Genomic DNA, 18143 nt, shown 5'->3' on the forward strand with positions numbered 1-18143 from the left:
AATGATCTATCACTAAAAGAGACAGATCATTTTTTAGCAGTTAAACGAGCTTTATGCCTCTCCTCCAGGCTTCAATAAAGGCACATGCAAGGAATGTAAATGCCCCCCATAGAATCCAGGCTGCACCAAGCCCGATTAGGCCATCATCTGTACCGTACAGCTGCGATCCCCACGTAAGAACAATTCCGTCTAAAAAAGTAGCAGTTAATAAACCCAAGCTGACGCCGGGAATTATTTGCACAGCTTTTAATTTTGCTGCTTTAATGATAAGCAGCACAGAAATCCAGGATACCGGCAAAGCTATAAGAAAAGAAAAGAAGCTGCCTGTTTTTCCAAACATCCCGATTTCTGAACCAAACCTGACAGCCATGGCTCCGCAAAACCAAAATGCCATGCCAAGCAAGATTAAAACGACGGTTTGCTGTTTTGTGAATAATCGCTGATATTGACTGTTTTCTGTATTTACAATCAACCTGCTCATCTCCCCGGAATAAATTATGTAGCACTTGCTACATAATAAAAATGTAGCATATACTACACAAAAAAAGCAATGAGGAAAATGCAATGAAAAAAGGTGAACTTCGCAAGCAAACGCTTAAAAACAAATTGGCAGAATACATCCTGCATCATGGACTTCAAACAGCAAGCCTGCGGAATCTGGCAGAAGCAGCAGAGACGAGCGACAGAATGCTGCTGCATTATTTTCATGATAAAGAACAGCTTCTCACAGAGGTTCTGACGCTCATATCCGATAATCTGATTACGATTCTAAAAAAATCGCCAGCAGATCCCATGCCATACAGCAAGCTGGTTCCACATATGTACCACTTGATGAAAGAACCGGAAGTAAAACCATTTATGAGACTATGGCTGGAATTAATTGCGCTTGCGTCAAAAAAAGAAAATCCCTATTACCCGGTTGCAAGAATGATAGGAGAAGGCTTTAAGCACTACTTTGCTCTTCTTCTCGATGCGGAAGATGATGACCAAAAAGAACGGCTGGCAGCTTTGACACTGGTCACCGTTGAAGGAATTGCACTGCTTGATGCCATAGATTTTGACGCAAACATCGAAAAAGCAATTGAGAGCATTACTTCCCATAGCGAAAAAAATATATAAAACGGCAGAAGGGTTTCTGCTTGGAGCAGAAACCCAGAACACACTAATTTTTAATTTTTTCAGCGACAGACAATATGGCTGCTACCAGCATTTCAGGCTGATCATGCATGATGGAATGGCTGCTGTCAGAGATTTTTATGAGTTCGCTGTTATTGGATAGTGAAGTTAGATTTTGCTGCGCTTCCAGCCATTTTTCCTCAAGTTTTTTTCCCTCAAGTTCCGTAAAGCCCATCGCTTTTGCCTGCATATCCGGCTTCTCAGGTGTAATGACTGCCAGAGGTTTATCTCTTAGCGGAATTGTCTCAGCAAGCCTTCTTTCAAGGATATTCATTTGCTTAATTTCTTCATTCATTACACTGAAGAATGGTACATCCCAGTGTACTTGAACATATTTCGCAGGAGAAAGAAATTCTGGTGCTTTATCTGAAAACATCTTCTCGCCTAACAGTCTGACGAGTCCTATCCTTGCGAGAAGGCCGTTCATTGTTTGGTCCTGAGTTTCAAAGAATACATCGTTGTAAGCTTCAGCCTGCTCGGCAAAAAACTCATTTCTGGCATCTACCAGCACCATGCCCGCTACTTTTTCCGGATATCTTTCTGCGAAATGCCTTGTATAAATGCCTCCTGCTGAATGTCCTATTAACAAAATGGGTCCCTTTATTTCTGTTTTTTCTAAGACAGTATATAAATCCTGAATAGTGGAGTCGACCGAAAAACCATCCTCTGGAGAATCACTATATCCGTATCCTGCACGGTCATAAGTAAGAACTTGGGTATATTTAGACAGCTCCACTTGAATGTTCTTCCAGTCATATGACCATTGTCCGGCACCTGATTCGATGACAATCGCCGGCAGGTCAGTCTTTTCTCCCCTGATCACTGTATGAATGGACCGATCCCCGATTTTAATCATTTGCCCATTCGAAGGATAATTGTTTTTTGCCTGGCTATACCCATACCATTCATAAATTGAACCCATAATACAAGACAAAAGAATGATTCCTGCCGCTGCAAAAGCAATTGGTATAAGTATCTTGCGCTTTTGGGATCTAGTATCCTTTTTAGGGTTCATGACCCATCTCTCCTCGAATGTGTGTTTTTATAAAGGCATTTATCCTTGCAATAAGATGTTAATAAATTCATCATTGTTTGCGTACAACTGCTCTTAAAAATTTTACTATGTAAGTCGTTTTAATTGATTCCTTTACCATGCCTTCCGCAGTCAGAAAGTCTCTGATTTGCCGTTTTCGGTTCGGTACCATAAGCAGCGGCAGTTTTTCCGGGTCAAACCATCTTGTCTGCGCTGTTTCAGGTCCTTGAGCAATTAATTCTCCGCCTGCCGGCTCAGCGAAATAGATATGCTGTATATCATTTTCATCACACATATGATATTCACCTATTTTTGCTTCAATTTTAATGCAGCACCCTGTTTCCTCTTCTGCCTCTCTAACCGCACATTCCTCCAAGACTTCGCCCGGATCAGCCCTTCCACCGGGCAAATCCCAGATTGGATAATCGCGGCGCTTAACTAATAAAATGTTTCCTTCGTTATTTTTGATGATTGAAAAACATCCTGCTGTTGCAATTGAATTCAAAGCCCTCTTAACTCCTTCCAGTACTGAGCTTCAACATTATTATGCTGATGTGCTTTTTAACTCATTTAATGACTGGTGTCTTTGCACCTTGTACCCAATCTTTGATAAAAGGAAGCTGATGCGGATTAAATTTATTTGGCAGGTCGTGTTTCTCTAAAAAAACAACTCTCTTACTCTCTTTATTTTGAGTTAAATGCCCAGAGAATTTTTTTGTAAAAAAAATGACTTGCACGCTGTAAACCTTGTCTCCATTTTCATATCCTGCAAATCCATTTTTTCCGGAATAAATGCCAAATAAATTCAGGTCTTCCAAGGTTAATCCTGTTTCCTCCCACACTTCTCTTTTGACAGTTTCTTCAAAGGTCTCTCCCAGTTCAAGCAATCCCCCGGGAATTCCCCATTCTGAATGATCTGTTCTTTGCTGAAGAAGGATTCTGCCTTTATCATCTTCAATAATGGCTCCGCATCCCACGGTTAATAACGTCTGGTTGCCGATTAAATTTCTCATCGTTTGAATATAGTTGCTCATCATTGATTCCTCTCAATTAGCATTTACACTTCCAATTTTAGCATAAATATCCATATGTTCATTAAAAAAAGACACATCATATTAAATGATGTGCCACAGTGCTGGTTAATAAGCTCCCTCTGAATAGGTCAGCTCATAGCTGTGTGTATAAATTTCAAAAATATTGCCGAACGGATCTTCCACATAAACCATTTTGAACGGCTTTTCACCAGGATAGTATTCCCGGATCGGCATGCGCTGTTTCCCGCCATGTTCAATGATTTTCTGAACCATGCCCTCGATATCAGGATCCTGGATGCAGAAATGGAAGATGCCCGTTTTCCAGTATTCAAAATTGTTCTCAGGCTTTTCATTATGGGGAAACTCAAACAGTTCAATTCCAATTTTGTCTCCAGTTGAAAGATGGGCTATGCGGAATGTTTCCCACTCATTTCCGAAAACGTCCCTGCACATTTGTCCAATTGCAGAGTCATCGTTTTCTACTTTAGAAGGTTCCATTAGGACATACCATCCGAAAACCTCTGTATAAAATTTGACTGCCTTGTCCAGGTCTGGAACAGAAAGTCCGATATGTGAAAATGATCTTGGATACGTCAGCATTGATTAAATTCCTCCTCAATTGTACGATAAACTTTTGGTACAAGATTAGTGTAACGAAATACGCTGAATGATGTAAGTATGCACTTTTATGTCAGATACTATCATTGAGGTAAGAAAGGAAGAAAATAATTGGACACAAATAAAGGTAAATTAAAATGTTCTATTGAATATACACTAAATAAAATAGGAGGAAAATGGAAAACGGTCATCCTTTGGCATCTGGGCACTGATGGAACGCTAAGATACAGCGAAATCCAACGGCTTCTGACAGGTGTCACCCATAAAGTACTGAGCCGGCAGCTGAAGGAACTTGAAGATGATGGGTTTGTAGAGCGCAGGCAATATAATACAATGCCTCCGAAAGTGGAATATAGCCTCACTTCAAAAGGAGAAACGCTAATGCCGATCCTTCAGCACATGCATGTGTGGGGCAAAGAAAATTGGGCTGAATAAAGGAGGAATCATGATGGGCTGGATTTCTGGATTACTTGCCGTTGCATTAGGGCTTGCTTACTTCATTGACCAAAAAAGAACGAACAGAAAAAACGTATCTCATAATCCTGGTGAAGAGAAAAACTTTATGATGGGCGACAATCGTTATTCAGGCGGCGGAGAATAACAATTGCCGCCCATTGTTTATTTTAAGGTGTTTCAAAAAGTTAAAAAACAGCTCCTTTCTTCCGAGCTGTTTTAACTGCTGAATTTATCGCCTCACTCTTTTATTGCCGTCCTTTTCCCGTATGATCATACATGTACTTGTTGAATGAGCTACAAGACTCCCTTTTTCATCGTAAATGTGGCACTCCAGCAGCCCCATTGTTGATCCCTTTTTAATGAGTCTGCCTTCAGCTCGAAGTACTGTATCCCAAACAGGCTTCAAAAAGTTTAATTTTAACTCTACCGTTGTAAATAATTCATCGTCGGCAAGCGTGCTTCCAAATGCATAACCCATAGCTGCATCTGCGATGTCACCTAACACTCCGCCGTGAAGAGTGCCCATTGGATTATGGTGTCTCTCTTGAGCCTTCATTTCAATTGTTACTCTTCCTTCTTCCACACCTATGATTTTAAAGCCAAGAAGCTGCGCAATGGGTGCATCCGGAATCTCACCCTTCATCATCTTTTTCAAGCCTTCTAACTGATTCATATAATCGCACCTTCCACTATGTAATACTTAATAATAAGGATAGATCAAAGACTATTTCAAGATTATTCTGTTATTTAACTTATAAATTTACAATTATAGCAAAGACATCTATTTGTAATATCAATAGAAACCTATTTTCCCCCTGTTATCTGCACCCTTTTAAACCAGTATTCCAAAGACTCCATCGGCTCTTCCCTCACATGCGCATAATAGATCTCCAATTCCTCAGCCTTAACAACATCTGGCAAAGTAAATGAAAAGTGAAAGTCTTTCTCTGTTTTCACATCATAGATTTGAGGCTCCAGTTCTGACAACCCTTCCCTTTTGATTGCATGCTCAACATCTTCCATGAGATATTTCCAGTCCATCTTGGTGTTCATATCCGTCCGGCTGCGGGAAACGGTGCCCGCACTCTTATTATCAGGAATATAGAAAATGAGATAATCGGTTGGAAAATGGTAGTAATCAAGTCTTTCTGACCAGCTTCCGCTTACATGCACCCTGCTGTTTTCGATGGATGTTTCAAAAATAAGTGAATCTGGCTTTACCCGATCAATGGAATGAAACAGAAAGAAACTGACAAATAGGATGCAGATGACTATTGGACTGAACAGCAGGATTGCAGCCAGTTTGTTTTTCTTCCATTTGCGGATGCCGGTTACTAATAAAAGAATCAGTATTAAAGCTACTATCAATGTCATTGTATAGCCCTCAAACTGTCATTTCATTTTCGTATTTACATTCGAGAGCATGGACTAACTGAGCATTAAGTACGTCTGCAAAAAAGCCAATTGAGAGTGAAGCGAGAACAATAGTACCCCCCACTAAGGCTAAACTAGGGTGAAGAATGCCAATGATTATAAACAGCAGAATCCCTGCCGCATAAATGGAAGCAATCATCCAAGCGCACCCTTTAATTCTGCTGAGACCTGTTAAAGCCGCTTCTGAAAAAGCCTTCCTTTTCTCGATAAGACTAAGTAAGTGCACAGCCTGCTGCAAAGCGATGGCAAAAGGGATGACAGTCAAATAAATTCCAGCCAGTACGATTCCTTTTAAATAGGCAAACTCCGGAAATTGCTCAGCAGACAACTCAGCGAGACCTGGAAGCCAGAAAAAACTCAAACAAAAAACAGCCACCCCTACCAGGAGCACAGAAGCTTTCAAAAAAAGGATATATCCATTTTGCATAATGCACCTCATTCCAATGTTTTCCTATATATTACCCTGTTATTTATTGTAATTCAATAAATTTTTGTTGTTAAAACAAAAAAAACAGCCAACTTCCATGAAAAAGAAAGCAGCTGTTTTATGGGATGAAAGCTTATGCATAAACACATCTCCTCAGTGAAAAATAAGGAAAAATCAACTAAATAGAGAAGGAGAAGTCCATGATTATCCTTTATATTCTTTTGGCATGTATTTCTATGCCCCAATCGATTGCCGGTGATTTAAATTCTTTGCAGACACATTCCTCAAATACTCATGAGAATTATCAACTAACCGAATTTTTCTATCATCATAACCAGACTGCCATTTCCTACCCCCAGCTATCCGGTATGAAGGATTCTTCTAAGCAGGAAAAATTAAATAAGAATATCAAAACCGATGCCTTAACAGTCCTTGACTATTATCCTGATGGAGCCATGACGGATGGATTGACTTTAGACATCATGCACACGATTAAAAGGATGGACCGTGAACTGCTGAGTATACAGTATGATGGACTCGGCAATGTATCGGGCACAGCCCACCCCTCTAATCATTTTTATACCTCAACGTACCTGCTGACTGATGGAGAGCGGGTAAAATTAGATCAGCTCGTAACTCTGAACGAAGCTTTTGCCGAAACGCTTAAGAAAAAAAGCAAGGCATTATCCCCTGCCATGGAGGGCTACCTTGATGGATTTTCGAATCAGGACCTGCTTGCTAAACTTCAAACTGCCGATCAGCTTGAAAGGATTGGAGAAAACGATCAGTCTGATGTTTTCAGCTATTGGACAAAAGATTCCTTAGGCATCAGCATCGGAGTAAGCCATGCACAGGGAGACCATGCGGAATTTGAAGTGCTAAAGAAAGAAATCGTTCCTTTTTTGAAAAAACCGATAGCAGAATAAAAAATTGTTTTGATTTGCAAGGTACGTTTCCATTAAGCATTTATTGTACGACTTGATTTTTCATCAAAATAAGAAGCCTTAGAGGGCATCATCACAGCAACAAGCAGACCTGCCGCAAACAGGACGCTTGCACCTGAAAAGACAAGGCAGACTGTCTGCAGGGTGAACCATTCTGCTGCTAATCCTAATAGGAGCGTCAGGATAATTTGCACGATTCCCTGAAGCATATCAGCAGCGCTTCCAAACCTGCCCATAATGGCGACAGGGACATTCAGCTGAAAGAAAGTCGCATAGCCCGAATTGGCGAACGCCATAAAAAAGCCGAGAAAAACAAAAGACAGTGTAGCTGTCATAAATCCGTTTGAGCTGTAGAAAAACAAATACCCGACAGAAGTCATCAGCATGCCTGTACCCATATAGAAGCCTAGCTTCATTTTGGAAGCAAGTGCTGCTGATGCGGCAGCGCCGGCGAGCGCACCTAGTCCTGTCAGACTGACGATTATTCCGTAATCCTGATCTGTCAGCTCAAGATGCTGCTTAATAAAGGTTGCCTCCTGAGAATCAAGGGCAAAGCCAATCAGCATGGCTGCCTGAAAGAAAACGTATACCGCCATAAAATAAGATGCCTTTTTTCCAAATTGAAAGACAGTCCTCCAGTCATCGACAATCGTTTGAAATCTGCCGCGTTTATTCGATTGATACGGCTCTTCCTCTAGCTCCGGCAGGAAAAAGAGAATAAATCCGCAGGCAATAAAGGATACAGCATTGATAAAAATGCAAATGTCTGTTCCAAAATGCATAATCAGAAACCCTGCAACTGCAGGACCGGTCAAAAAAGCTCCGGAGCTTGCCATTCCCATTATAGAATTAAATCTCTTTCTCTTTTCAGAAGGAATCATTTTCGTTATGTAAACAGAAGAACTTGGACCAAAAAAAGAACCTGCCATATTAATAAGCAGAACAGCCAGATAAATGAACCAAAGCGAATCCAAAAACGGGATGACAGCCACCATTCCGCCTCTGAAAACGTCAGTGTAAATCATCAGCTTCTTTTTATCCATCCGGTCAATAACACTGCCGGCCCATGTGTTTGTCATCAGCATGGAAATCGGCCTGATTATATAAAGTCCTGCAACCGCCGCCGCCGAACCTGTTAAGTTCAAGATGGATAAATTGATGGCAATCAGGTAGATCCAGCTGCCTAAATTTGATATGCCGATTCCTGAGATAAGCAGAGACGGCACTTTCCATGCATTCATTAACCCACCCCATATAAAAGAATTATGTAAAGATATCTTACCACTTTTCACCAGTCGTTTTTTCTTCAATTGTGAATCTTCTCCAAATTTTAGAATTTTTTCAAACAATTCTTGCCGGCATTCTCAATCCCTTTTTTTCATTCAAAAGAGAAGGTACAATAGACCAAGAAAGGATGTGCTAAAATGGCTGTCGTTCTGCCGCATATTGAAGATGCCAACACAACGGGCTATATCCCTCCTGCTGGAGATTATGAAACATTTGAAAATGAAACGGATTATGAAGAAAAAGTAAAAGAATGGGGTCTTCGCGTAAAAAAAGAGTACTGGTATAAGGAACGTACACACCAGAGACTTGTTGCAATTAAAGGATACCAGTCTTCCGGTGCATCACATACAACGCTTGTCATCCAGTTTCAAGACGGCAATCTTTCGTGCATTCACCCGGCTTACTTGAAAGAAATGCAGTCGGGAAATTTCGGCAAGGAAGTAAAAGAGCCTGCTCCTGATGCTGCTCCTGCTATGAGTACAGAAGAAACGGCATTAAAGGCTCCTTCAGAACCTGCCGTGACACTTTCTGCCAAGCAGGCTGAACCCTCTGAAGAACCTAAAAAGCCTGCAGCTAAAAAAGCAAAGCAGCCAAAGCTCGCTCTGCCTGATGACAAGGTCCAATTTACGGCAAAAGTAAAGCAGCTGGCGCTCAGCTGGAATCATTTTAATGAAGAAAACGACGAAGTAGTGATACTTGAAGATGTAGTAATTGGAGGCGAAGATCCCCTTGAAGTCGGACTTGCCTGGTGCTCCCACAGCAAAACCCTGAAAAAATATGAGCTTGCAGCTGGTGACAGCCTGAACTTTAACGGGAAGATCGTCAAAAAAACATTGCCTAAAGGGAAAGATGTAGAAGATGAATCCATGCTGCTCGACGTTTCTGTACCTTACAAAATCAACAATCCGTCTAAAATCGTCAAAGACTGATCAGCGCACCATTATTGGTGTGCTTTTTCTTATTTTGCCTCCTCTGCAATGGCTGATTTTTCCCCGGAGAGCTTGAAATATTTCACCTCCATTTGCGGATACTAACGTTTAGAAAAGGACGCGAGGGGTATTTATGCTACATCAATGCTTCCGACTACTATTTCAAGAGGTGACGACAAAAAGATGAGCATGAATCGAGGAATCATAACAGCAGTTGGTGCGATAGCCATTGCACAGGGATTAAAAATATTCACCTACAAACGTCTTTCAGGAAAATGGGATGTGAAACAAATTGTCACGACTGGCGGAATGCCGAGCTCCCACTCAGCGGGCGTTGCTGCTCTTTCCACTTATGTTGCAGCCAAAAATGGGACAACATCCATTGAAACCGCAATTGCCGTCATTTTCGGCATTATTGTCATGTATGATGCCCAGGGCATCAGGCGGCATACAGGCGAAATCGCCAAACTGATCAATGACATTGACGGAGAGATGGCCGTTATTTCAGAGCACCTTCCAGGTCTTGGCCACATTAAGCGCGAAGAAGAACTGAAAGAGGTGCTTGGACATCAGCCTCTTGAAGTTGTTGGCGGAGGTATTTTAGGTGTGGTTCTTGGGTTAATCAGTGCAAAACTTGAGGATAATTAAGAGAGAGAGCAAATAGCTCTCTTTTCTTTTTGTGAAGAAAGATTTCGTTAAGAAAAAACCTTACTTACATCGTTTACTTCCAACTACCACTGTTTTACTGCCAACTTTGGATTCTTTACTACCAACTTTCATTCGTTCACTGCCGACTTTTACCGAATAACTACCAGCTTCATTGGATTCGTTGCCATCCGGCTTCTGCTAAAGGATGATTATTTCAGCTCAATGCCCGCTTCTCAATCTTCTCCATGAGATGATCCACCAGCTGATCGATCTCCATCGACAGAGACTGTTTCTCCCCGTGTTTCCTGACATTAACACTTCCCGCACTCTTTTCCTGATCGCCCAGCACAATCATGTACGGCACCCTGCTTTTTTGTGCCTTTCTGATTTTATAGCCAAGCTTTTCCCCGCTTGCATCCAATTGAACGCGTATGCCCTTTTCTGCCAGCTTATTTTTGACTTCTTCTGCATAGCCCAGGTGTACTTCTGCAACTGGAAGAATCACAGCCTGAACCGGGGCAAGCCACAAAGGAAACACACCTGCAAAGTGCTCGATAAGAATACCAAGAAATCTGTCAAGAGAGCCTGCAATGGCGCGGTGAATGACAACTGGACGTTCTTTTTCATTTTTTTCGCTGATATAGCTGCAGTCAAACTTCACAGGCATCTGAAAATCAAGCTGCACTGTCGCACATTGATGACTTCTCTTCATGGCATCCTGGATGTGAAAATCAATCTTTGGTCCGTAAAAAGCTCCGTCGCCTTCATTTATGCGGTAAGGCATCCCCATTTCGTCCAGCACTCCCTGCAGTGCCGCTTCCGCATCCTGCCAAAGCTCATCATCCCCCATTGAATTTTCAGGTCTAGTTGAAAGCTCGACCGAATAGTCAAATCCAAGAGTACTGTAAACATAGTCAATCATCCCAAGAACGCTTTTTACTTCCTCCTGTATTTGATCCGGACGCACGAACAAATGAGCATCATCCTGACAAAAAGTCCGTACTCTCAGCAGGCCGTTTAAAGCCCCGCTGTACTCATGCCGGTGGACCTGACCGAATTCCGCATATCTGACCGGCAGATCTCTGTAAGAAAAAAGCTGCTGGTTGAACATGATCATGTGTCCTGGACAATTCATAGGCTTAAGCGCAAATGTTTCTTCATCCACATTTGAAAAATACATATTTTCGTGATAATGATCCCAGTGGCCGGACTGTCTCCATAACCGCTCATTCATCATAAACGGGGAAGAAACCTCCTGATAGCCTGCTGCACCCTGAACCTCCCGGAGCAGCGACTGCAGCTCGTTGCGCATCATTTGACCGTTTGGCAGGAAAAAGGGCATGCCGGGTGCTTCTTCAGAAAACAGGAAAAGCTCCATCTCTTTACCAATCTTGCGGTGATCCCGTTTCTTTAATTCCTCCTGCTCTTTTTCAAACAAAACCATTTCTTTTCTGCTTGCAAATGCTGCACCGCTTATCCGCTGAAGCACATGTCCTGACTTGTCACCCTTCCAGTAGGAGCCAGCAACTGCGTGAAGTTTAAAGGCTTTAATGTCAGAGATGAAGAGGGATTCATTCGATATGTTCATATACTCCCCGTGCCTGCAGACGGACACACTCTCCCCGTCCATTTCACGCAGCTGCTCCGCTTTTAAAAACTCTCCCTTTTCAGAAAATAAATCTGCGGCGTCTTTTGGGGATAAAGAAATGCAATCCCACTTCTCTCCCTGATCTAAGATGCGTTCCATTTCCGCTTCAATGTCTTTCAGTTCTTTTTCTTTTATGCTGTGCGGAAGTAGAAACTCTGCATAAAAACCTTGCTGATGAGAAGCCTCGCCCCCAAGAACCGCTCCCGGATACAGTCTGCTGACTGCCCTTGCGAGAAGCTGTGCACTTGAATAATTGATGACCTCCTGATTTTTTTCCTTTTTCTGATTTTCCATCATAATCCCTTCTTTCGCAGAAATATAAAAAAGCGCACTCATCCCTATAGCAGGGACGAGCGCGCTTTACCCGTGGTTCCACCCAGATTTCCGAACTAGAAAAGCGTAAGTGCCCGCATCGGTGTGCAAACCTTTACCCGAACTTTCCTATACAACGGCTCCAGAGCAATAACGCAGCGGCTGCGGCACGGCATTTCCTCCGTGCGGTTCAAAGGCGGTAAGTTCATGCTCCTGCGCCGGGAAGTTCTCAGCCATCCTTCCCTCTCTGTTGCGCGGCGTTCATGCCTCGTGTCCTTTTCGAAACCTTTAAAATATAAAAAGCGCACTCATCCCTATGACAGGGACGAGCGCGCTTTGCCCGTGGTTCCACCCAGATTTCCGAACTAGAAAAGCGTAAGTGCCCGCATCGATGTGCAAACCTTTACCCAAACTTTCCCAAACAACGGCTCCAGAGCTTTAACGCAGCGGCTGCGGCACGGCATTTCCTCCGTGCGGTTCAAAGGCGGTAAGCACATTTTCCGTGTTGGGAAGTTTCCAGCAGTCCTTCCCTCTCTGGCAACCGGTAAAAATGGCTCGTGTCCTTTTCATCACGTTTTCTAAATTAACATGATTTTACAATGTGACTGAAATGATTTCAACTGTTTTTTTAGTTCATGTAAAAAATCTCTGATCAGTGATGAGAATTTTTCACTGAGCAACCAGTCTTTTCAGGTATGTTTTTCTGAGGTTCACTGCCCTTTTACAGGGAAATAAATCTCAACGATGGAAATTTTTTTAAAAAAAGACGCATGTCTGAGTCATTTTTTTCGGCTAGGAAGCCAGATGCGTTTCAAAATTTTTATAAAGGATATATCGCTGAAGCCCTCTTGTCTGCTTGAATGCCATGGCGGCGCGCTCTTTGGCTTCGCTATTTTTTCCTTGTTTTTCTGCCATTTCTGCAAGAATGCTGTTTTTCATCCATCCCGCCGGCAGCCTGTCTGCATGGTCTTTGGCCTCTTTAAATTTTCTGCTTTCAGCTGCAATCAGTCCCTCATAGTAGGTTCTGTAGACATGAGATTTAATCAGATGGACGTATTTTTTCGCCTCGGACGGCTCCTGTTTATATAAAGCATATGTCGTTTGAATCAACGCCCGGCGCTCTGAGTTTTTATATTTTGACTGGAATTTTCCCATAGCCTCTTCGGCTTCAGCATCCAGGTTGTTCGCGACTGCATAATAAAACTGATACATTGGATTACTCTGATGCTTGAGAATATATGATTCAGACTTTCGAATGTCCTTTGAAAAGAGGACCGGACTTATCTGGACATACATGTACCACCCCATTGACAGAGTAAGCAGTAATCCGATCAGGTAAATAGGCGCTTCAAAAAATCCAAGTAAAAAGCATCCGAGAAAGATAACCGTATAAAAAATGATGTGCTGTTTCAACATTGTGCCTCCCCTTTATGTACACTAGCTTCATCATAAAGTGTGACCGAAAGGGAAGCAATAGCTTTTATTCCAAAAATCGAATGAGTTCCCGGTTGAACTTTTCCAGCTCATCATAGAATAGGCCATGGCCGCTGTATTTAAACGGAATAAGTTCAGAATCAAGAATGCCTTTATGCATCAGCTCTGCGAAAATAAACGGGCATATTTGATCTTTCATGCCATGGAAAATAGCTGTCGGAACGGTGATTTTCCCTAGATCCCCTCTCAAATCCTCATCACGGAGGGACTCGGCTGTCTGTGCCGTCCCATGTCCGGATGCATCAAGACCAAGGCTCTGGAACCAATTTTTAAAGCTTTCTGAGATGTACTTGGCGAAAAAAATCTGCCCGAATCCTGTCAGCATGTCCGGTCTGTCGGTATAGGTCTGCTGAATCAGTTTGGTGACTTCAGATTTAGCCATTCCTTGCGGATAGTCAGGCCGCTTTGTAAATGATGGAGCCGCTGCCCCAAAAAGGGCGAGCTTCCTGACCCTGTAACCTGAATGCCTCGCCATATACCGGATGGCAATGGCACCGCCCATTGAAAAACCGCCAAGCGTAATATCTTTTAGCTGGAGGATTTCAATGACGGCCTTAACGTCATCAGAAAGCCGGTCATAGGAATAACCGGTATAAGGTCTGTCTGACTTTCCAAATCCACGTAAGTCTATGAGAACGCACCTGAAACCAAGCTTAGGAAGCTGATCCAGCTGATATTCGTACATCCTGTGGTCAACCGGCCAGCCGTGGATCAAAAAAAGCACCTGGCCATCACTTGGCCCCACATCTTCAACGAAGATCTTTACAGCATCATCCGTCCCAATAAAATATCCCATATTTACTCCTTTCCCGGTTACGAGAAATACCCTTTTTCCTCATTTTCCAGCGCGATATGACTTGGATAGTTCTGCTCTGTCATTGTAATCCAGTCGGCGACTTCATTAAGCATTGCCTGAACCTTTTCCCGCGTCAGTCCTTCTTCGGCTGCACGGTACCAGATATCCTCCATGATGGTGCTCAAATTACGCGGGTAAGAAACTTGGTCATATCTGAGAACGTAGCTCAGAATCGGCTCAGCATCCCTTCCTCCCTGTTCTGTTTGGGATGAGTGCCTGACAAGCCATCCCTCCTCATTCCGGATCAGAGTATACCTGTCACTCTTGCCCCATTTGCGGGTGAACACATTTAAATAAAACGTCTCGCCGAGAGTCTGATCACACGGTTCATCGTTCGCCTGCTGATTATTAAGGTAATTCAGCAGTTCCTGAACAGGCCGGATGTGCTGGTAAAACTGGGGATCCCCCGGCGTCATTTTGCGCAGCCGGACTGTTTTTTTCAAATGTTTTGGTTTTGGATTCAGGGAGAGATAAAGAGAGTGGGCGGCTATTCCCATTTCGTCATAAACCTGCTCAATATGACGGTACGACTGAACCTGTCTTTCTTCTCTGGACAGTGAGAGAAAGTGAAGGATTTCCTCAAGCTTAGATTGAATCCTGTTTTTCAGCTCTGATTGTTCGGCACTTAATTCTACTTTCATCCAGTTACCCTCCTAACTAGCAGCAGCTCGCTACCAGACATCTCTGCTGAATTTTAAATCAACCGTTTCCCTCTGATGGATATATGGCTCGTAGTTTGAATCACCGATCTCAGCAGATAGAAAAACGATTTTATTTTCCTTGCTGTAAAGCTTCAGATTTGCAGGCTGCAGTGTTTGCGAAAAGGTTTCACCGTTTTCATCCGCTGCCTCAATTTTTATGACATCGACCCGGATATCAAATTCTTCCGGATTCGAAAGCCTCAGCCTGAACTGAAATTTCCTGCCGTCTTCTGGATCCAGGCGGATGCCTTCAAGGGTGCAGCCGGCCATTTTCCTGTTTCTGCGTTCATCATCTGCAAGCTGATTTACATGTTTGACTGCCTGCTCGCAAATTTTCACAAGAAATGTGCCGGACTGCTTTTCGACCTTAAACACATCCCTTGCATTTTCAAGAAATTCATACAGCCTGTCCAGGTCGTTCAATTTGAAGGAAATCTGATTTGGATTAATGGCACCCTTCATCTCTTTGTAGTCAAAAGACGGGGTCAGAATCGCCGTGTATTTTTTGTTCAGGATCCAGCAGGCTCCCATTTCATTCAGGCAGGCAGGACTTTTATAATAATGTTCAGACAGCACATAGATAATCCACGAATTTCCGCTCAGTTTTTGATGAAGATAATCATAAATGTCTTCATCGTTAGGAATGTGATAGCCGGGATACGAACTGCAGACAATATTCGGCACCTTGATCATTGTCAGCAGATTAACAAGCTCTCTGACATATGCCTCATCACGGTGCGCATGACTGATAAAAATGGTATCGATCAAGTGCAGTGTCTCCTTCCTCCTAAACTCTTACATGCAGTCTTCTTCACATTCTATTCCTCTTTTCCGGCAGATATGAGCGGAAATGGACATGCCCGGGACAGTAAAAAGCGCTCTCCAGTGACAGGAAAGCGCACATAATTTGAACGGCAATGATGAAATTTGAGGATTATGCTCAGAATTTGACCGACCGCCGGTTTGTTTTTTATATTTTTTCTTCTTTTTTACAATTTTATGAAACAATGAATCTCTTCGCTCCGTCTCATGCATGTAAAACGAAATAAAGGGGAGAGAAATAATGAAAAAATGGAAAGTTGTATCAGCATCTGTCGTAACCGCCGCAGCTCTATGGATGTCAGTGCCTCAGGCAAGTGCACAGGAAAATGTACCCTACATCTTCACACTTCCTGAATCAGGTATCATCAAAGAAGGCGCAAGAGGAGAAAATGTAAAAATTCTGCAGCGCGGTTTGAACGAAGCAGCGGAAGCTTCACTCACAGTTGACGGTGTTTTTGGGCCGAAAACAACCAATGCCGTATTCTTTTACCAGAAAGCTAAAGGCCTCAAGGCAGATGGCGTTTATGGCCCCAACACTCACAAAGCATTGTCCATTGACGTTAATACCTTCGGACTGCCAAATACTGTACTCAAGCTTGGAAGCAAAGGAAGCGACGTCCTGAAACTTCAGCAGGGATTGAATGATATCGGTTCTGGACTGTCTGAAGACGGCATCTACGGTGAAAAAACAAAAGCCGCCGTCCTTAAATTCCAGCAGCGCTTCCCTGATCTGGCGGATGACGGAATCTATGGACCCAAAACACGCAGTGTGATGGAAAAAGTGCTGAATAGCTGATTTATGAAAAGCAGAAATATATTTTCTGCTTTTTTTCATTGGTTTTTTGATTAATAATGTTCATTGAATTGAAAAAAAGCCTCATACAGAGGCTTTTTCAGGTACTAGCAAATATAAGCAGAACCGACGATGATAAGCAAAATGAATAGAACAACAATCAATACAAAGCTGCTTCCTAGTCCGCCTCCGCAATGAACCGGATAAGAAGGATATGAACATCCGCAGTCATAACCGTACATGAATCAAACACCTCTTCATTTTGTTTTTCTTTACATCCTTACATTATGAGGTAGGTGGCTGTCCTGTATGTGCATTCGCCCATTTTTCTTAAAAAGCTTTTAAAGTAAATTTTTGAAAACATTTTCCTGTTCAAGCACCTTTACAAAACCAAGCTTTTCATAAAAGGCTTTTGATCCCTCATCATTCATGGTGACAAGATAGGCAGACTCTGCCCCGAGCTGCGCCGCCTCCTGCAGCAGGCACTTCATGAAGGAAGAACCATAGCCCATCCGCTGGTATTCATCAAGAATGGCTACTTCCTCAATCTTTGCAATTCGTGTTACAGGTGAAAGATACAATTCCGCACTTCCAATTGGAACGCCGTTTTCATAGCAGACATAAAGACGCACAGTCTTAGCCAGATAATACGGCTTTTTGCGCTGAAGCTTGGATTTTGCAAAAGAAGCACTTATATGGCGGGCATCGTACAGCTCCATGGCGAAACAGGCATCCTGCAGCACATCTCCTTCTCCGAGCTTTGTCATGACCCTTGAACATGATTCAATTTCTTCAAGCGTATGAAAATAATACAAATCCAGATCACAGTAATACTCTTCTTCATGCAGATAAGACCGGGTCCGTTTGTCCACCCTGCTGTTAAACGGAAGCTTAACATGGACAAAGCTCCTGTTCAGGGCTGATTTGGAGTGAGCAAGCACTTCTTTTAGCAGGATCGGGTGATAGGGTGTCGTCATTTTTGCAAAATGATGACTGTACATGCCTTTTAATGCATCGTCTGTATATGCTTTGTAAAGGGCCGTTTTTTTGACCTTGCAGAACAATTGCAAATATTCATCTTCTGCGGCATCAAGCACCTTTTCGAAATGGACGGCCTTATTCATTCATCGGTTCGAAATATTCAATCCATTCCCCGTCTGGCCCTTTGAAGAACAGATATTTCGCTCCATTCGGCAGAGTTGTAATTTCATCATAGATCAGCTCTGCACCTAATTCCTTCAGCCTTTCCTCTTCCCCCTCAATTCCGCTGACCTTTAAGGCAACGTGATGAACCTTTCCTTCTGCAGGAAGATCTGGGTTGTACCCTTCAATCAATTCAACAATAATGGATCCCTCCACTCCTAAAAAAGCCAGTTTCATATTTCCATCTGTATGTAAAAATCGGTCAATCAGCTGCAGTCCTGCAACCTGCTGATAAAATTCAATCGATTTCTCAATATCTCTTACTTGTATTCCCACATGTTCAAATCCTTTGACTGCCAAAGTGATTCACTCCTATTCTTGGATGATG

Annotated in this window: 23 protein-coding genes and 1 pseudogene; 7 read left to right on the forward strand and 17 right to left on the reverse strand. The window is 42.8% G+C overall.

The window, feature by feature from the left end; all coding sequences use genetic code 11:
- Window positions 1-40: 40 nt before the first annotated feature.
- Window positions 41-472, reverse strand: a complete 432-nt coding sequence (locus ACK1LH_RS11950) for a hypothetical protein (RefSeq protein ID WP_029565951.1) — start codon at window positions 470-472, stop codon at window positions 41-43.
- A 92-nt stretch (window positions 473-564) separates the two neighbouring features.
- On the opposite strand from ACK1LH_RS11950, the gene ACK1LH_RS11955 reads away from it, so the two are divergent.
- Window positions 565-1119, forward strand: coding sequence for a TetR family transcriptional regulator (locus ACK1LH_RS11955; RefSeq protein WP_411333146.1), 555 nt, complete (start codon window positions 565-567; stop codon window positions 1117-1119).
- Between the two features lie 43 nt (window positions 1120-1162).
- On the opposite strand, the gene ACK1LH_RS11960 is transcribed toward ACK1LH_RS11955, so the two are convergent.
- The 4 genes from ACK1LH_RS11960 to ACK1LH_RS11975 all read right to left on the reverse strand — a co-directional run bounded on the left by ACK1LH_RS11960 (window position 1163) and on the right by ACK1LH_RS11975 (window position 3840).
- Window positions 1163-2191: an alpha/beta fold hydrolase gene (locus tag ACK1LH_RS11960; RefSeq protein ID WP_411333148.1), complete on the reverse strand. Its 1029-nt coding sequence runs from the start codon at window positions 2189-2191 to the stop codon at window positions 1163-1165.
- Window positions 2192-2261: 70 nt separating this feature from the next.
- The gene (locus ACK1LH_RS11965) at window positions 2262-2714 is read right to left on the reverse strand and encodes an NUDIX hydrolase (RefSeq protein WP_411333150.1); all 453 of its coding nucleotides are present in this window, start codon (window positions 2712-2714) and stop codon (window positions 2262-2264) included.
- A 61-nt stretch (window positions 2715-2775) separates the two neighbouring features.
- Window positions 2776-3243 carry an NUDIX hydrolase gene (locus ACK1LH_RS11970; protein ID WP_411333151.1) on the reverse strand — a complete coding sequence of 156 codons (468 nt, stop codon included), beginning with the start codon at window positions 3241-3243 and terminating at the stop codon, window positions 2776-2778.
- Between the two features lie 105 nt (window positions 3244-3348).
- Window positions 3349-3840, reverse strand: a complete 492-nt coding sequence (locus tag ACK1LH_RS11975; RefSeq protein ID WP_203290333.1) for a lactoylglutathione lyase family protein — start codon at window positions 3838-3840, stop codon at window positions 3349-3351.
- A 132-nt stretch (window positions 3841-3972) separates the two neighbouring features.
- Between ACK1LH_RS11975 and ACK1LH_RS11980 the strand changes: the two genes are divergently transcribed.
- Window positions 3973-4296 carry a winged helix-turn-helix transcriptional regulator gene (locus tag ACK1LH_RS11980; RefSeq protein ID WP_411333153.1) on the forward strand — a complete coding sequence of 108 codons (324 nt, stop codon included), beginning with the start codon at window positions 3973-3975 and terminating at the stop codon, window positions 4294-4296.
- Window positions 4297-4309: 13 nt separating this feature from the next.
- The gene (locus ACK1LH_RS11985; RefSeq protein WP_158001621.1) at window positions 4310-4462 is read left to right on the forward strand and encodes a hypothetical protein; all 153 of its coding nucleotides are present in this window, start codon (window positions 4310-4312) and stop codon (window positions 4460-4462) included.
- Window positions 4463-4546: 84 nt separating this feature from the next.
- Here the strand turns inward: ACK1LH_RS11985 and ACK1LH_RS11990 are convergent, their stop codons facing one another.
- The 3 genes from ACK1LH_RS11990 to ACK1LH_RS12000 all read right to left on the reverse strand — a co-directional run bounded on the left by ACK1LH_RS11990 (window position 4547) and on the right by ACK1LH_RS12000 (window position 6178).
- Window positions 4547-4990 carry a PaaI family thioesterase gene (locus ACK1LH_RS11990; RefSeq protein WP_029280534.1) on the reverse strand — a complete coding sequence of 148 codons (444 nt, stop codon included), beginning with the start codon at window positions 4988-4990 and terminating at the stop codon, window positions 4547-4549.
- 131 nt (window positions 4991-5121) lie between these two features.
- A complete protein-coding gene (locus ACK1LH_RS11995; protein ID WP_411333155.1) occupies window positions 5122-5691 on the reverse strand; it encodes a hypothetical protein in 570 nt (189 codons plus the stop codon).
- A gap of 10 nt (window positions 5692-5701) precedes the next feature.
- Window positions 5702-6178: a DUF2975 domain-containing protein gene (locus tag ACK1LH_RS12000; protein ID WP_411333157.1), complete on the reverse strand. Its 477-nt coding sequence runs from the start codon at window positions 6176-6178 to the stop codon at window positions 5702-5704.
- 200 nt (window positions 6179-6378) lie between these two features.
- Here ACK1LH_RS12000 and ACK1LH_RS12005 point away from each other — a divergent pair, with 200 nt between their 5' ends.
- A complete protein-coding gene (locus ACK1LH_RS12005) occupies window positions 6379-7104 on the forward strand; it encodes a hypothetical protein (protein WP_411333158.1) in 726 nt (241 codons plus the stop codon).
- 32 nt (window positions 7105-7136) lie between these two features.
- On the opposite strand, the gene ACK1LH_RS12010 is transcribed toward ACK1LH_RS12005, so the two are convergent.
- On the reverse strand, window positions 7137-8363 hold the full coding sequence (locus ACK1LH_RS12010) for an MFS transporter (RefSeq protein ID WP_411333160.1): 1227 nt from the start codon (window positions 8361-8363) through the stop codon (window positions 7137-7139).
- 183 nt (window positions 8364-8546) lie between these two features.
- On the opposite strand from ACK1LH_RS12010, the gene ACK1LH_RS12015 reads away from it, so the two are divergent.
- Both ACK1LH_RS12015 and ACK1LH_RS12020 read left to right on the forward strand, forming a co-directional pair.
- On the forward strand, window positions 8547-9338 hold the full coding sequence (locus tag ACK1LH_RS12015) for a hypothetical protein (protein WP_411333161.1): 792 nt from the start codon (window positions 8547-8549) through the stop codon (window positions 9336-9338).
- 189 nt (window positions 9339-9527) lie between these two features.
- On the forward strand, window positions 9528-9986 hold the full coding sequence (locus ACK1LH_RS12020; protein WP_029280527.1) for a divergent PAP2 family protein: 459 nt from the start codon (window positions 9528-9530) through the stop codon (window positions 9984-9986).
- A 214-nt stretch (window positions 9987-10200) separates the two neighbouring features.
- Here ACK1LH_RS12020 and thrS read toward each other — a convergent pair.
- The 5 genes and pseudogenes from thrS to ACK1LH_RS12045 form a co-directional block, all read right to left on the reverse strand.
- Window positions 10201-11871, reverse strand: a pseudogene (gene thrS, locus ACK1LH_RS12025) (threonine--tRNA ligase); the annotation flags it as partial.
- Between the two features lie 867 nt (window positions 11872-12738).
- Entirely contained in the window at window positions 12739-13359 is a 621-nt protein-coding gene (locus tag ACK1LH_RS12030; RefSeq protein WP_411333163.1) for a hypothetical protein, read from the reverse strand.
- A gap of 67 nt (window positions 13360-13426) precedes the next feature.
- Window positions 13427-14236 carry an alpha/beta fold hydrolase gene (locus ACK1LH_RS12035; RefSeq protein ID WP_411333165.1) on the reverse strand — a complete coding sequence of 270 codons (810 nt, stop codon included), beginning with the start codon at window positions 14234-14236 and terminating at the stop codon, window positions 13427-13429.
- Window positions 14237-14253: 17 nt separating this feature from the next.
- Window positions 14254-14937: a hypothetical protein gene (locus ACK1LH_RS12040; protein ID WP_411333167.1), complete on the reverse strand. Its 684-nt coding sequence runs from the start codon at window positions 14935-14937 to the stop codon at window positions 14254-14256.
- Window positions 14938-14967: 30 nt separating this feature from the next.
- Window positions 14968-15765, reverse strand: coding sequence for a TIR domain-containing protein (locus ACK1LH_RS12045; protein ID WP_051827254.1), 798 nt, complete (start codon window positions 15763-15765; stop codon window positions 14968-14970).
- A gap of 295 nt (window positions 15766-16060) precedes the next feature.
- Here ACK1LH_RS12045 and ACK1LH_RS12050 point away from each other — a divergent pair, with 295 nt between their 5' ends.
- On the forward strand, window positions 16061-16615 hold the full coding sequence (locus ACK1LH_RS12050; RefSeq protein ID WP_051827255.1) for a peptidoglycan-binding domain-containing protein: 555 nt from the start codon (window positions 16061-16063) through the stop codon (window positions 16613-16615).
- A 104-nt stretch (window positions 16616-16719) separates the two neighbouring features.
- On the opposite strand, the gene ACK1LH_RS12055 is transcribed toward ACK1LH_RS12050, so the two are convergent.
- The 3 genes from ACK1LH_RS12055 to ACK1LH_RS12065 all read right to left on the reverse strand — a co-directional run bounded on the left by ACK1LH_RS12055 (window position 16720) and on the right by ACK1LH_RS12065 (window position 18115).
- Window positions 16720-16854 carry a YjcZ family sporulation protein gene (locus ACK1LH_RS12055; RefSeq protein ID WP_081414138.1) on the reverse strand — a complete coding sequence of 45 codons (135 nt, stop codon included), beginning with the start codon at window positions 16852-16854 and terminating at the stop codon, window positions 16720-16722.
- Window positions 16855-16953: 99 nt separating this feature from the next.
- Window positions 16954-17736, reverse strand: coding sequence for a GNAT family N-acetyltransferase (locus tag ACK1LH_RS12060; protein ID WP_203287550.1), 783 nt, complete (start codon window positions 17734-17736; stop codon window positions 16954-16956).
- Entirely contained in the window at window positions 17729-18115 is a 387-nt protein-coding gene (locus ACK1LH_RS12065) for a VOC family protein (RefSeq protein WP_029565968.1), read from the reverse strand. The genes ACK1LH_RS12060 and ACK1LH_RS12065 overlap by 8 nt, the downstream gene beginning before the upstream one ends.
- Window positions 18116-18143 lie beyond the last annotated feature (28 nt).

The sequence above is a fragment of the Metabacillus indicus genome, assembly GCF_046603695.1.
Lineage (GTDB): Bacteria > Bacillota > Bacilli > Bacillales > Bacillaceae > Bacillus_P > Bacillus_P indicus.

Coding starts and splice junctions, on each gene's coding strand:
- ACK1LH_RS11955 (WP_411333146.1), top strand. CDS start 565: ATGAAAAAAGGTGAACTTCGCAAGCAAACGCTTAAAAACAAATTGGCA.
- ACK1LH_RS11960 (WP_411333148.1), bottom strand. CDS start 2,191: ATGAACCCTAAAAAGGATACTAGATCCCAAAAGCGCAAGATACTTATA.
- ACK1LH_RS11970 (WP_411333151.1), bottom strand. CDS start 3,243: ATGAGCAACTATATTCAAACGATGAGAAATTTAATCGGCAACCAGACG.
- ACK1LH_RS11985 (WP_158001621.1), top strand. CDS start 4,310: ATGGGCTGGATTTCTGGATTACTTGCCGTTGCATTAGGGCTTGCTTAC.
- ACK1LH_RS11990 (WP_029280534.1), bottom strand. CDS start 4,990: ATGAATCAGTTAGAAGGCTTGAAAAAGATGATGAAGGGTGAGATTCCG.
- ACK1LH_RS11995 (WP_411333155.1), bottom strand. CDS start 5,691: ATGACATTGATAGTAGCTTTAATACTGATTCTTTTATTAGTAACCGGC.
- ACK1LH_RS12000 (WP_411333157.1), bottom strand. CDS start 6,178: ATGCAAAATGGATATATCCTTTTTTTGAAAGCTTCTGTGCTCCTGGTA.
- ACK1LH_RS12005 (WP_411333158.1), top strand. CDS start 6,379: ATGATTATCCTTTATATTCTTTTGGCATGTATTTCTATGCCCCAATCG.
- ACK1LH_RS12010 (WP_411333160.1), bottom strand. CDS start 8,363: ATGAATGCATGGAAAGTGCCGTCTCTGCTTATCTCAGGAATCGGCATA.
- ACK1LH_RS12015 (WP_411333161.1), top strand. CDS start 8,547: ATGGCTGTCGTTCTGCCGCATATTGAAGATGCCAACACAACGGGCTAT.
- ACK1LH_RS12020 (WP_029280527.1), top strand. CDS start 9,528: ATGAATCGAGGAATCATAACAGCAGTTGGTGCGATAGCCATTGCACAG.
- ACK1LH_RS12035 (WP_411333165.1), bottom strand. CDS start 14,236: ATGGGATATTTTATTGGGACGGATGATGCTGTAAAGATCTTCGTTGAA.
- ACK1LH_RS12040 (WP_411333167.1), bottom strand. CDS start 14,937: ATGAAAGTAGAATTAAGTGCCGAACAATCAGAGCTGAAAAACAGGATT.
- ACK1LH_RS12050 (WP_051827255.1), top strand. CDS start 16,061: ATGAAAAAATGGAAAGTTGTATCAGCATCTGTCGTAACCGCCGCAGCT.
- ACK1LH_RS12055 (WP_081414138.1), bottom strand. CDS start 16,854: ATGTACGGTTATGACTGCGGATGTTCATATCCTTCTTATCCGGTTCAT.
- ACK1LH_RS12060 (WP_203287550.1), bottom strand. CDS start 17,736: ATGAATAAGGCCGTCCATTTCGAAAAGGTGCTTGATGCCGCAGAAGAT.